The organism is Streptomyces sp. NPDC058295, from assembly GCF_042880655.1.
Classification (GTDB): domain Bacteria; phylum Actinomycetota; class Actinomycetes; order Streptomycetales; family Streptomycetaceae; genus Streptomyces; species Streptomyces coriariae.
Genome location: NZ_JBHVYO010000002.1, coordinates 240,550 through 252,628, shown reverse-complemented (window position 1 = coordinate 252,628; position 12,079 = coordinate 240,550). Strand labels below are relative to the sequence as shown.

Here is a 12,079-nt window from a genome sequence, read left to right as displayed (position 1 = left end):
CTCTTGCGGCCCCACCGCCCCGATCGCCCCCTCCGCCCCCGTTGCCTCTTCCTCCTCCCGCCCTCGTCCCACAGGCCGGTAACTCCATGCGCTTCCCCCGCCGTCCCCGCCCTTCCCGCAGTCCCCGTCCTCCCCTGCTTCTCGCCGCGGTGTTTCTCACCCCGCTGCTCGCCGGCTGCTTCGCCTCCTCCGGTGGCGACGACGGTGCGGCCTCCGGCGCCGACGACGGCTTCCGGCTGCGCGTCGCCCTCGCCTTCCCGCCCGCCGAGAACCTCTCCCCCTACGGCGCCGACGCGACGATCCTCAGCCGTCTCGGGGTCACCGAGGGGCTGACCGCCCTCGACGCCAACGGCACCGCCGCCCCCGCACTCGCCGCGTCCTGGCGCCGCGTGGACGAACGCAACTGGCTGTTCACCCTGCGCGAGGCCGCCTTCCAGGACGGTACGGAGGTCACGCCCGCCGCCGTCGCCGCCTCCCTCACCCGCGCCACCGAGGCCCAGCCGGTCCCGGCCGCGCTCTCCGGCGTCACCCTCACGGCGAAGGCGGAGGGCACCACCGGCGTACGTGTCACCACCGCCGCCCCCGACCCGGTCCTGCCCCTGCGCCTGTCCAGCCCCGGTCTCGCCGTCCTCGCTCCGAAGGCCTACGGGAAGAAGGGCGCCGTCGATCCGGTCGGCACCGCCACCGGACCCTTCGAACTTACCGAGGTCACCGGCGCCACCGCCGCCGACCTCGACCGCTTCGACGACTACTGGGGCGGACGGGCCCAGGCCTCCGGCGTCGACGTGCGCTTCATCGCCGACGGCACCGCCCGCGCCAACGCCCTGCGCACCGGACAGGTCGACATCGCCGAGGCGATACCCGTCGCCCAGGCCGCGACCCTCGACGCGGACACCCGCCGCGAGACCGCCACCACCCGCACCACCAGCCTGCTGCTCAACGCGAAGTCGGGTGTCTTCGAGGATCCGGCCCTGCGGGCCGCCGCGCGGGCGGCCGTCGACACCTCGGCCCTCGCCGAGGGCGTCTACGAGGGGCACGCGGACGCCGGAGCCGGCATCTACGGCCCCGCCGTCACCTGGGCCGAGGGCAAGCGCGTCCAGCCCGCCGGGCGGGTGAAGGCCGGTAGTCCCGGCGGTGTCTCGCTCACCCTCGCCACCTACGACAACCGGCCCGAACTTCCGGAAGCCGCACAGGTGTTGAAGCAGCAGTTGGAGAAGGCCGGCTTCAAGGTGAAGCTGGAGGTGCGCGAGTACTCGAGGCTGGAGAGCGACGCGCTCGCGGGGAAGTTCGACGCCTTCCTCGGCGCCCGCAACAGTCTCCTCGACACCGGCGACCCCGTCTCCCTCCTGGCCAGTGACTTCACCTGCGACGGCGGCTACAACCTCGCCCTCCTGTGCGACAAGGGCGTCGACCGGGCGGTCGCCGAGGCGCAGACGGTGGCCGACACCGGTGAGCGGCAGGACGCCGCCCTGGCCGCCGAGGCCGCGATCCTCGGCACCGACGCCGTCGTCCCGCTGGTCCACCAGCGCGTCATCACCGGCGTCGGCGCCGAGGTCGGCGGGGTGCTCCTCGATCCGTACGAGCGCACGCTCGTAGGTGCCGGGACCCGGCGCTGACGGCATGAGAAGCAGGCTGGGCGCGCTGCTGTGGCGTGCCGTGCTGGCGGCGGTGCTGGTGTGCTGCATCGGGCTGCTGCCCTGGCTGTCGCACACCGACCCGGCGCTGACCGTGTTGAAGGCGCGATCCGCCGACCGCGACGCCACGCCTGAGGTGCTCGCCGACATCCGGGCTCAACTCGGTCTGGGCGAGGACCCGTTGGGCCTCCTCGGGCAGTGGCTCGCGGGGTTGCCTCGGGGGGACGCCGGACGGTCGTGGATCTCCGGCGCCGATGTCCTGCCCGGCGTCCTCGACGCCCTCGGCGCGTCGCTGCTGCTGATGGTGGTGGCGTTGGCCGTGGCCCTGGTCACCGCCGCCGGCGTGTGCGCCCGCACCCTGTACCTCGGTGCCCGGCGGCAGTTGGAGGGCCGGCCCGCCGGCGGCTCCGGTTCCGCCGTGCTCGCCGCGCTGCCCGAGTTCCTGACCGCTTCCGTGCTCGCCACCGTCGTCGGCGTGCAGTGGGGTTGGCTGCCCGCTCTCGGCTGGTACGGCCCGCAGTGGACGGTGCTGCCCGCGCTCGCCCTGGGCCTGCCCGCCGGTGCGGTGCTCGGGCGCCTTCTCGATGACCAACTGCCGGCCGCTTTCGTCGAGCCCTGGGCGCTGGCCGCCGCCGCGCGCGGACTGCCCGGCCGGAGCATCGCCCGCAAGGCGCTGCGCCGCTGTGTGCCCGGACTGCTGCCCAACCTCGGGCTGTTCGTCGTGGGGCTGACCGGCGGATCCGTCGCGGTGGAGCAGATCTTCGACATCCCCGGGCTCGGCCGGACCACCCTCCAGGCCGCGATCGCGCAGGACCTGCCCGTCCTCCAGGCCGGCACCCTCGTCCTCGTCGCCCTCGCGGCCGTCACCACCGTCGCCGCCCGGCTGCTCATCGGCCCCGCGCTGCGCGACGGCGCATTGCATACACTCCACCGGCCATCGCCGCCCGTCCGCAGGATCCTGCCTTTTGTATACGGTCTTCTGCTGACCGTCGTCATCTCCCTCGGCCTGCCCCGCGATCCGCTCGCCCTCGACACCGCGGCCCGCCTCCGACCCCCCTCCGCCGCGCACCCGTTCGGCACCGACGCGCTCGGCCGCGATGTCCTCGCCCGGGTCGCGCACGGTGCCCTCGACACCCTGCTCCTCGCCCTCGCCATCAGCGCCCTCGCCCTGACGGCCGGCGTGCTGCTCGGGCTGCTGCCCCGGTTGTCCGGGCCGCTCGTCGACACCGTGAACGCCGTACCGCCGGTGCTCGCGGCACTCCTCGTCGCCGCCGTCTGGGGCAGCGGGTCCGTCACGCCCGTTCTCGCGGTGGCCGTCGTGGCCTGGGCGCCGCTCGCCGCGCACACCTCCGCGCTGCTGCGCCAGGAGAGGGCCACGCTCCACCTGACCGCCACCCGCGCCCTCGGCGCCGGCCCCGGGTATCTGCTGAGGAGCGAACTCCTGCCCGCCGTCCTCCCGCCCGTGACCCGGCACGCCCTCCTCCGGCTGCCCGGCATCGCCCTCGCCCTGGCCTCGCTCGGCTTCCTCGGCCTCGGTGCCCAGCCGCCGTCCCCCGAGTGGGGGCTGCTCCTCGCGGAGAACCAGCCCTATGCCGAACGAGCCCCCTGGGCCGTCCTCGCCCCGGCGACCGTCCTCGCCCTCCTCGGCGCCCTGGCGGTGACCGCGGCCGGCGGACTGCGACGACCGAGGCCACGGCGCCCTCGTGCGGCGGATCCGCTCGTCGGGGAACAGCCGTCCGAGCGACCGGAGTCGGTCGGTGCCGGATGACGGCGACACGGCTTTCCCCGCGGCGCGGCGCGCGGGGGACGCCTGCGCTCTCCCCCCTTCTGCGCCTGCTGATCCTCACCCAACTCGCCTTCAACGTCGGCTTCTTCGCCGTCCTGCCGTTCCTCGCCGGGCATCTGGGCGACGCGGTCGGTATGGCGGGCTGGCTGGTCGGGTTCGTGCTGGGGCTGCGGACCTTCAGCCAGCAGGGGCTGTTCGTGGTCGGCGGGGCCCTCGCCGACCGGTACGGCGTCCGGCCGGTCGTCCTCGCCGGGTGCGTGCTGCGCATCGCCGGGTTCGGCTGGCTCGGATACGCCGAACAGGCCTGGACGGTCGTCGGGGCGGTGCTGCTGATCGGGTTCGCGGCGGCGCTGTTCTCACCCGCCGTCGAGTCCGAGGTGGCACGGCAGGCCGTCGTGCACGAGGAGTCGGGCGGTGGGCCGCGGACCCGGGTGCTCGCCCTGTTCACGGTCGCCGGACAGGCCGGAGCGTTCGTCGGACCGCTGCTCGGCGCACTGCTCCTCGCCGTCGACTTCCGCGCGGTCTGCCTGGCCGGAGCCGGCGTCTTCGTCCTCGTCCTGGCCGGTCACGCCCGGCTGCTGCCACAGCACATCCCCGGCCGGTCCCGGGTCCAAGTGCGCGGCGGCGTGGGCCCGTTGCTCCGCAACCGCCGCTTCCTCGCCCTGTGCTGCGCGTACGGCACCTATCTCCTCGCCTACAACCAGCTCTACCTCGCCCTGCCCGCCGAGGTGGAGCGGGCGGCCGCCTCGCAGGCGCCGCTCGCCTGGCTGTTCGCGCTGTCGTCGCTGCTCGTCGTGACGGCCCAGTTGCCGGTCACCCGGTGGGCGGGGGAGCGGATCGACCTGCGCCGCTCGATGGCGGCCGGGCTCGTGCTGATCGCCGCGGGCTTCGCCGTGGTGGCCGTCGCCCGGCCCGCCGGACGGACCGGGACGGCCGGGTTGCTGCCCGCGGCCTGCTTCGTCCTGCTGCTCACGCTCGGTCAGATGCTCGTCGTGCCCGCCACCCGCGCCTGGGTGCCCGACCTCGCCGAGGAGGGCCGGCTCGGCCTGTACACCGGGGCTCTGTCCTCGGTCTCCGGGCTGATCGTGCTGCTCGGCAGCGCGGCCACCGGCACCCTCCTGGACGCCGGGCTGCCCCCGGCCGTCCCCTGGCTTCTCCTGGCCGCCGTACCGGCCGCGGCCGTCGCGCTCCTTCCCCGGCGGACGTGAACCCGGGAGCACGCGAACGCGGGCGCCCGGGAACTCGGGCGCCCGGGAACGCGGAAGCGCATGAGAACGCGTGCACGCGGGCGCGCTGGAAGACGGGAGGACGTGAACGCCGGAGCGGCGGTCGGCGTATCAGTCGAACGTGGGAGGATCCCTCACCATGAGCGCGTCCCCGGCCGTCCGGAGTCTGCGCGCCGCGGTGTTCGCCGCGGTGTGCGTGCTGCTGGCCGCCGCCGGGCACGGGCTCGCCACGGGTGACACGCCGCCGCTGTGGGCCGACGGCGCCGGATTCCTGGCCGTCTTCACCGCCGGGTGGCTGCTCGGCGCCCGGGAACGCGCCCTGCCCGGGATCGGCGCGGCCATGCTGGCCACCCAGGCAGGCCTGCACGTCGCCTTCGACGCGGCCCGCTCCCGTACGGCCGCGCAGACCGTGCCCGCCATGCCGATGACGTCCGTACACGGTATGCACGCGCACGGTACGCAACTGCACGGTATGCAACTGCACGCCCACACCGCCTCGGCGATGACCGCGCACGCGACGGCGGCCCATGTCCTGGCCGCGCTCGCCGCCTCCTGGTGGCTGCGGCGCGGAGAGGCCGCCCTGTGGTCGCTGCTGCGCCGGGCGGTCGCCGTCCTGCCGGGTCTCGCGGCCTGGTGGCGAGGGACCCCCGGCCCGCCGGCCGTGCCGCCGGTCCACCCCGCCGCCCCGGCTCCCGCCCCGCTCCGGCAACTGCTGCTGCGCCATGCGGTGAGCCGCCGCGGACCGCCCGTCCAGATCCCGTACGCGATCTGACCCCGAGCCGGCCCCGAGCCGGACCCCCATCCTTCCGGTACGGAGATCACCCACTCATGTTCACGACACACCCCGCCCTGCGCCGCGCCGGTCTCGGCACCGTGCTCGCCGCCGCCGCGGTCCTCGCCGCCGCCGGTGTCGCCTCCGCGCACGTCACCGTGCACCCCGAGAGCTACGCCAAGGGGGCCACGGACGGCGTCCTCAGCTTCCGGGTCCCCAACGAGGAGGACACCGCGAGCACCACCGAGGTCCAGGTCTTCGTGCCCACCGACCATCCCGTGCTCGGCGTGCTGGTCCATCCGCAGGACGGCTGGACCGCCAAGGTGACGACCACGAAGCTCAGGACGCCGGTCAAGACCGACGACGGTACGATCACCGAGGCCGTCTCCCGGATCACCTGGACCGGCGGGAAGATCGGCGCCGGCCAGTACGAGGACTTCGACGTCGCCTTCGGCCGGCTCCCCGACGACGCGGCTCAGCTGGCCTTCAAGACCCTCCAGACCTACTCCGACGGCAAGACCGTCCGGTGGATCGAGGAGGCGGAGGCGGGCGCGGACGAACCGGAGGACCCGGCGCCGGTGCTGAAGCTGACAGCGGCTTCGGCGGACGACGGCGACGCCCCCTCCGACACCGCCTCGAAGAGCGCGGACGGTACGGACGGCGCGAGCGGCGCGGGGGGCACCAGGAGCGGCACGGTCCAGGTCATCTCGGCCGACGCCGGTGACTCCACCGCCCGCGGACTGGGCGGCGCGGGGCTGGTCGTCGGCGTGCTGGGCCTCGCGGCGGCCGGCTTCGCCGTCGTACGGACGCGGTCGGCACGCTCGTAACCACGCGGAAAGCCCAGGGGGCAGGGCCCGGACCGTGCACCCGGTCCGGGCCCTGCCCCCTGGGAGAGGGGAGCTACACGAGCTCCAGGACCTTCGGCGCCGGCGCCTGCGCGGCGATCCGCGAGGTCCGCCGCAGCCACAGCACGTCCCGGCCGAAGGACCACACCAGCGAGCCCAGCGCCAGCAGGACGACGGCGAAGTTGGCTGCGTACGGCAGCAGGTTCGCGCCCGCCAGCAGCAGCAGGACGCCCTGGAGAGCGGCGACCGTCTTGCGGGCGGTGCTCGGCGGGAGCGGGGCGTTGAGCCACGGGGCGACGCGGGCCGCCGCGACGAACACGTAGCGCATGCCGCCGATCAGGAGGACCCACGGTCCGAGCGCCATCGAGACGTACACGCTGAGCACCAGGATCAGGAACGCGTCGACCTCCATGTCGAAGCGCGCGCCCAGCGCCGTCGAGGTGCCGGTACGGCGGGCGACCTTGCCGTCGACGCCGTCCAGGATCAGGGCCACGGCCGTCAGGCCGACCAGCAGCGTCACCGGCGGCGTGCTCTCGAAGGAGTCCGCGACCAGCGCCGTCACCCCGCCGACCAGGGTCGCCCGGCCGAGTGTCACCCGGTTGGCCGGGCCGAACGAGCGCAGGCTGGAGCGGTGCAGCGCGCGGGAGAGCACCCCCCAGGTGGCGATGGCGAAGACAAGACCGGTCACCCAGCCCGCCGGCCCCAGGCCGATCGCCGAGCCGAGCAGAGCCAGCAACAGGATCTGAACGCCCGCTCCCACAGCGGTCTCCTGCTGGACCAGCCTTGCGTCGTAAGTGTTGTTCAGGGCCACCGCACATTCCTCCGGCCAGATGACAAAGATGATCAGTGCCGCGTACTGTGCGCGGACTGTGCACACCTCGGTACGTGGGCCGGTTGCCGATCGTTCAGGAGGATGCCGATGTCTGTCACCGCTCGTGCGTTCTGGGTCAGCTCTCCGGGTGAAGGGGAGATCCGCGAGGTGGTCGTTCCCGACCCGGCCGAGGACGAGGTGCTGGTGCGCTCGCTGTGGTCCGGTGTGAGCCGTGGCACGGAGACCCTCGTCTTCCGCGGCGGGGTGCCCGGGAGCCAGCACGCGGCGATGCGGGCGCCGTTCCAGGAGGGCGACTTCCCGGCGCCCGTGAAGTACGGCTACCTCAACGTCGGGGTGGTGGAGAAGGGACCGGCGGCGCTCGTCGGACGCACGGTCTTCTGCCTCTACCCGCACCAGACGCGGTACGTCGTCCCGGCGGCGGCGGTCACGGTCGTACCGGACTCGGTGCCCGCGCCGCGGGCCGTCCTCGCCGGCACCGTCGAGACGGCCGTCAACGCCCTGTGGGACGCGGCGCCGCTGGTCGGCGACCGGATCGCGGTGGTCGGCGGCGGCATGGTCGGCTGCTCGGTGGCCGCGCTGCTGGCCCGCTTCCCCGGCGTCCGCGTGCAGTTGGTGGACGCCGACCCGGCGCGGGCGAAGGTCGCCGAGGCGCTCGGCGTCGACTTCGCCTCCCCCGAGGACGCCCGCGACGGTCTCGACCTCGTCGTGCACGCCAGCGCCACCGAACAGGGCCTGACCCGTTCCCTGGAACTGCTGTCCGCCGAGGGCACCGTCCTCGAACTGAGCTGGTACGGCGACCGGAAGGTCTCCCTCCCGCTCGGCGAGGTCTTCCACTCCCGGCGGCTGGTCATCCGCAGCAGCCAGGTCGGCACCGTCTCCCCGGCCCGCCGCGCCAGCCGCACGTACGCCGACCGGCTCGCGCTCGCGCTGGAGCTGCTGGCCGACCCGGCGCTCGACGCCCTCGTCACCGGAGACAGCGCTTTCGAGGAGTTGCCGGAGGTGATGCCGAAGCTCGCGACGGGCGAGATTCCGGCCCTGTGTCACCGCGTCGGGTACGGGCAAGAGCGCCTGACCTGAGAAAAGAGTGAGATCGGGCTGAACACGGGGAAGTGAAGGTCCGTACTACACGGCATCCCCCGGGCGGCCAACGGCCGGGGGGAACAGAGGCGCCGCACCTGGAGGGTCGTCCGTTGTTCAGTGTCACCGTCCGCGATCACATCATGATCGCCCACAGCTTCCGCGGCGAGGTCTTCGGACCCGCGCAGCGCCTGCACGGAGCGACGTTCCTCGTGGACGCCACGTTCCGCCGCGAGCAGCTGGACGACGACAACATCGTCGTCGACATCGGGCTGGCCACGCAGGAGCTCGGCGCCGTGGTCAGCGAGCTGAACTATCGCAACCTCGACAACGAGCCCGACTTCGCCGGGGTGAACACCTCGACCGAGTTCCTGGCCAAGGTCGTCGCGGACCGGCTCGCGGAGCGCATCCACAAGGGCGCGCTCGGCGAGGGCGCCCGGGGCATCGCCGCCATCGCGGTCAGCCTGCACGAGTCGCACGTCGCCTGGGCGAGTTACGAGCGTGCGCTGTGACCGATGTGACCCTGGAGAAGGCGGCCGTGCCCAAGGCCCCGCTCGCGTACGTGCCCGCGCAGGCCGCGCTTCCCAAGATCGGCGGGATCATCCCCATGTCCCTGCGCTCCGTGCAGTTCGTGATGCCGGGCGGTGTCGACGACCCGGCGAACCCGAGCGGCGGCAACGCCTACGACCGGCGCCTCTGCCTGGATCTGCCCGGCTTCGGCTGGCAGGTGCACAAGCACCAGGTGTCCGGTTCCTGGCCCCGCCCGGAGGCGGCCGCCCGCGCGGAACTGGCGCGGACGCTGCGGGAGTTTCCCGACGGCACGGTCGTCCTCCTCGACGGGCTGGTGGCCTGCGGGGTCCCGGAGATCATCGCCCCCGAGGCGGAGCGGCTGCGGCTCGTCGTCCTCGTCCACCTGCCGCTCGGTGACGAGCGGGGCCTCGCGCCCGAGGTGGCGGCCGAACTCGACGCCAAGGAGCGGGCCGTGCTGCGGGCCGTCCCGGCCGTCGTCGCGACCAGCGAGTGGGCGGTGCGCCGGCTCGTCTCCCACCACGGACTCGCCCCCGAGCGCGTGCATGTCGCCGCCCCCGGCGCCGACATCGCCCCCCTCGCCTCCGGCACCGACGGCGTGTCGCGGCTGCTGTGCGTGGCCGCCGTGACCCCGCGCAAGGGCCAGCACCGGCTGGTGGAGGCGCTGGCCGCGGCGAGAGACCTGCCGTGGAGCTGCGTGTGCGTGGGCGGACTCGGGCAGGACCCGGAGTACGTCGCCCATCTGCGCGCTCTGATCGCCGAGTACGGCCTCCAGGACCGGCTGGAGCTGGCGGGCCCGAAGGCCGGCGCCGAGCTCGACGCCGCCTACGCCTCCGCCGACCTGATGGTCCTCACCTCCTACGCGGAGACGTACGGCATGGCCGTCACCGAGGCGCTCGCCCGCGGCATCCCCGTCCTCGCGACGGACGTCGGCGGGCTGCCCGAGGCGGTCGGCCGCGCCCCCGACGGCGGCGTCCCCGGCATCCTCGTCCCGCCGGAGGACCCGGCCGCCCTCGCGGCCGAGCTGCGCGGCTGGTTCGGCGAGGCCGACGTACGACGTCGTCTCAAGGCCGCCGCGCGGGGCCGCCGGGCGGCACTGAACGGCTGGGCGACGACCGCCCAGAGCCTGGCCGGCGTCCTGGGCCGGCTTCCCAGCGAACCCCGGAGGGCTGCATGAGGAAGACGACGGCGACCCCGGCCGACGTGGCGCGACGCGTGGGCGGCATTCCGGTACAGCCGGTCCGGAAGGAAGCTGGTCACCTGATGGAGTCACTGATCCCCGACGGCGGCTCGGCGGCCGGCAAGGGTTCCGGTACCGGCGACGAGGTGCTCGGCGTGATCGCCGGCGCCGGACCGGTGAGCCGGACCGGGGAGCGGCCCACCGTGCGGCTGCGCGACGTCGGGCCGGACGAGGAGCCCCGTTACGCCCCCGAGTGGCTGGAACTGCGCGAGCCCGCCGACGCCGCCGCCCGGTCGATGGAGCTGCTGGACCCGCTGCGGATCCGGCTCGCCAACCTGCCCGGACGCGGCGGTCTCGCCATCCACGACCTGGGGTGCGGCACCGGCTCGATGGGCCGCTGGCTGGCCCCCCGGCTGGACGGCGCCCAGCACTGGATCCTGCACGACCGGGACCCCTACCTTCTGCACTTCGCGGCCGTCGCCTCGCCCCGGGCGGCCGCCGACGGCAGCCGGGTCACCGTCGAGACCCGGCGTGGCGACGTCGCCCGCCTCACCCCGGACGCCCTGCTCGGCGCCTCGCTGGTCACCGCTTCCGCGCTGCTCGACGTCCTCACCCGGGAGGAGATCGAGACGCTCGCCGCGGCCTGTGCCGGCGCCGGCTGCCCGGCGCTGCTGACCCTCTCGGTCGCCGGACGCGTCGAACTCAGCGCGCCGGACCCGCTGGACGACGAGATCGCCGCCGCCTTCAACGACCACCAGCGGCGCGGCGGTCTCCTCGGCCCCGACTCGGTGACCGTCGCCTGCGAGGCGTTCGCCGCCCACGGCGCGACCGTCAAGGTGCACCCGAGCCCGTGGCGGCTCGGCCCCGAGAACGTGGGCCTGACCGCCCAGTGGCTGCGCGGCTGGGTCGGCGCGGCCGTGGAGGAGCGCCCCGCACTGGCCGAGCGCGCCGAGGCCTACCTGGCCGCCCGGCTGGCGGCCTGCGCGGCCGGCGAACTGCACGTCACCGTCCACCACAGCGACCTGCTGGCACTGGCCCGGCCGACGGGCGGGGTCTGATGAGCGCGGAGACGGTGAGCCCCCGGGTGACGGTCACGCCGCCGGCCGGGTGGGCGGAGGGAGCCAGGACGGTCGCGCGCCGGCCCCTGCGCAGCCCCTCGGTGGCCCGCACCGGCGCCGCCGTGTCCGAGGCCCGGATCGGTGTCATCGTGACCGGGCCGCGGGCGAGGAAGCCCTCCCGGCTGCGCGCCCTGCTCGGCAACCGGGCCGTCCGCACACACTTCGGGACGGTCGCCGGAGTCGCCATCCTCAGCGTGCTGCTGTGGCGGCTGGGCACCGGGGTCTTCATGGACGGACTGCGCCGGATCGACGTGCCGACACTGCTGGTGGGGCTCGGGATCGGCGCGGTCACCACGGTGTTCAGCGCCTGGCGATGGGCGCTGGTGGCCCGCGGGCTGCGCATCCGGCTGCCGCTCGGCCCGGCCGTCGCCGACTACTACCGGGCGCTGTTCCTCAACGCGGCCCTGCCCGGCGGCGTCCTCGGCGACGTGCACCGCGCGGTACGGCACGGGCAGAGCGCCGGTGACGTCGGACGCGGCGTGCGGGCCGTGGTCCTGGAGCGCACCGCGGGACAGCTCGTGCTGGCCGTCGCAGGCGTAACGGTCCTGCTGACCCTGCCCTCCCCGGTCATGCAGGACGCACGGCAGATCGCCCCGCTGGTCCTGCTGGCCGGCGTGGGCGCGCTCGCCGTCGTCCTCGCCGTCCGGATGAACTCCTCGGCACCGCGGCGCGGCGGCCGGCTGCGGGCGGGACTGGCCGAGGCGCGCGAGTCACTGCTGTCGCGGCGCAACGGGCCGGGCGTCGCCGTGTCGTCGGCGGTCGTCCTGGCCGGGCACCTCGGGATGTTCGTCGTGGCCGCGCGGGTCGCCGGCTCCGACGCCTCCGTCCTCGAGCTGCTGCCGATCGCCGTCCTCGCCCTGCTCGCCATGGGCCTGCCGCTGAACGTCGGCGGCTGGGGCCCGCGCGAGGGCGTCACCGCCTGGGCGTTCGGCGCCGCCGGGCTCGGTGCGAGCACCGGTCTCGCGGTCGCCGTCGTGTACGGCGTGCTCAGCTTCGTGGCGGCGCTGCCGGGGGCGGTCGTGCTGGTCGCCCGCTGGTACGCGGGGCTGCGGGCCGGGGCCGCCGCGAAGACGGGCCCCGG

Annotated in this window: 10 protein-coding genes and 1 pseudogene; 10 read left to right on the top strand and 1 reads right to left on the bottom strand. The window is 74.8% G+C overall.

The window, feature by feature from the left end; translation table 11 throughout:
- The first annotated feature begins 86 nt into the window (after positions 1–86).
- The 5 genes from ACFVYS_RS03490 to ACFVYS_RS03470 all read left to right on the top strand — a co-directional run bounded on the left by ACFVYS_RS03490 (position 87) and on the right by ACFVYS_RS03470 (position 6,245).
- Positions 87–1,616, top strand: coding sequence for an ABC transporter substrate-binding protein (locus ACFVYS_RS03490; RefSeq protein ID WP_389498415.1), 1,530 nt, complete (start codon positions 87–89; stop codon positions 1,614–1,616).
- 4 nt (positions 1,617–1,620) lie between these two features.
- Positions 1,621–3,402 (top strand): ABC transporter permease subunit, encoded by a 1,782-nt coding sequence (locus ACFVYS_RS03485; protein WP_389498413.1) that lies wholly within the window; start codon positions 1,621–1,623, stop codon positions 3,400–3,402.
- Positions 3,399–4,628, top strand: coding sequence for an MDR family MFS transporter (locus ACFVYS_RS03480; protein ID WP_389498411.1), 1,230 nt, complete (start codon positions 3,399–3,401; stop codon positions 4,626–4,628). Before ACFVYS_RS03485 ends, ACFVYS_RS03480 begins: the two co-directional genes overlap by 4 nt.
- Before the next feature lie 157 nt (positions 4,629–4,785).
- The gene (locus ACFVYS_RS03475; protein WP_389498409.1) at positions 4,786–5,418 is read left to right on the top strand and encodes a hypothetical protein; all 633 of its coding nucleotides are present in this window, start codon (positions 4,786–4,788) and stop codon (positions 5,416–5,418) included.
- A gap of 56 nt (positions 5,419–5,474) precedes the next feature.
- Positions 5,475–6,245, top strand: coding sequence for a YcnI family protein (locus ACFVYS_RS03470; protein WP_389498407.1), 771 nt, complete (start codon positions 5,475–5,477; stop codon positions 6,243–6,245).
- A 73-nt stretch (positions 6,246–6,318) separates the two neighbouring features.
- Here ACFVYS_RS03470 and ACFVYS_RS03465 read toward each other — a convergent pair whose 3' ends face one another.
- Positions 6,319–7,074 (bottom strand): CDP-alcohol phosphatidyltransferase family protein, encoded by a 756-nt coding sequence (locus tag ACFVYS_RS03465; protein ID WP_314220925.1) that lies wholly within the window; start codon positions 7,072–7,074, stop codon positions 6,319–6,321.
- Between the two features lie 108 nt (positions 7,075–7,182).
- On the opposite strand from ACFVYS_RS03465, the gene ACFVYS_RS03460 reads away from it, so the two are divergent.
- The 5 genes and pseudogenes from ACFVYS_RS03460 to ACFVYS_RS03440 all read left to right on the top strand — a co-directional run.
- Positions 7,183–8,172, top strand: coding sequence for a zinc-binding alcohol dehydrogenase (locus tag ACFVYS_RS03460; protein ID WP_389498405.1), 990 nt, complete (start codon positions 7,183–7,185; stop codon positions 8,170–8,172).
- 113 nt (positions 8,173–8,285) lie between these two features.
- Entirely contained in the window at positions 8,286–8,684 is a 399-nt protein-coding gene (locus ACFVYS_RS03455; protein ID WP_020125703.1) for a 6-carboxytetrahydropterin synthase, read from the top strand.
- On the top strand, positions 8,681–9,877 hold the full coding sequence (locus tag ACFVYS_RS03450) for a glycosyltransferase family 4 protein (RefSeq protein ID WP_389498403.1): 1,197 nt from the start codon (positions 8,681–8,683) through the stop codon (positions 9,875–9,877). Before ACFVYS_RS03455 ends, ACFVYS_RS03450 begins: the two co-directional genes overlap by 4 nt.
- Positions 9,874–10,938, top strand: coding sequence for a trans-aconitate methyltransferase (locus ACFVYS_RS03445; RefSeq protein WP_389498402.1), 1,065 nt, complete (start codon positions 9,874–9,876; stop codon positions 10,936–10,938). The genes ACFVYS_RS03450 and ACFVYS_RS03445 overlap by 4 nt, the downstream gene beginning before the upstream one ends.
- Positions 10,938–11,951 (top strand): annotated as a pseudogene (locus ACFVYS_RS03440) (YbhN family protein); the annotation flags it as partial. The gene ACFVYS_RS03445 and the pseudogene ACFVYS_RS03440, both read left to right, overlap by 1 nt.
- Between the last annotated feature and the right edge of the window lie 128 nt (positions 11,952–12,079).

Excerpts from the sequence above, each read along its gene's own strand:
- ACFVYS_RS03445 (WP_389498402.1), top strand. The coding sequence starts at position 9,874 with ATGAGGAAGACGACGGCGACCCCGGCCGACGTGGCGCGACGCGTGGGC.
- ACFVYS_RS03490 (WP_389498415.1), top strand. The coding sequence starts at position 87 with ATGCGCTTCCCCCGCCGTCCCCGCCCTTCCCGCAGTCCCCGTCCTCCC.
- ACFVYS_RS03470 (WP_389498407.1), top strand. The coding sequence starts at position 5,475 with ATGTTCACGACACACCCCGCCCTGCGCCGCGCCGGTCTCGGCACCGTG.
- ACFVYS_RS03475 (WP_389498409.1), top strand. The coding sequence starts at position 4,786 with ATGAGCGCGTCCCCGGCCGTCCGGAGTCTGCGCGCCGCGGTGTTCGCC.
- ACFVYS_RS03460 (WP_389498405.1), top strand. The coding sequence starts at position 7,183 with ATGTCTGTCACCGCTCGTGCGTTCTGGGTCAGCTCTCCGGGTGAAGGG.
- ACFVYS_RS03485 (WP_389498413.1), top strand. The coding sequence starts at position 1,621 with ATGAGAAGCAGGCTGGGCGCGCTGCTGTGGCGTGCCGTGCTGGCGGCG.
- ACFVYS_RS03480 (WP_389498411.1), top strand. The coding sequence starts at position 3,399 with ATGACGGCGACACGGCTTTCCCCGCGGCGCGGCGCGCGGGGGACGCCT.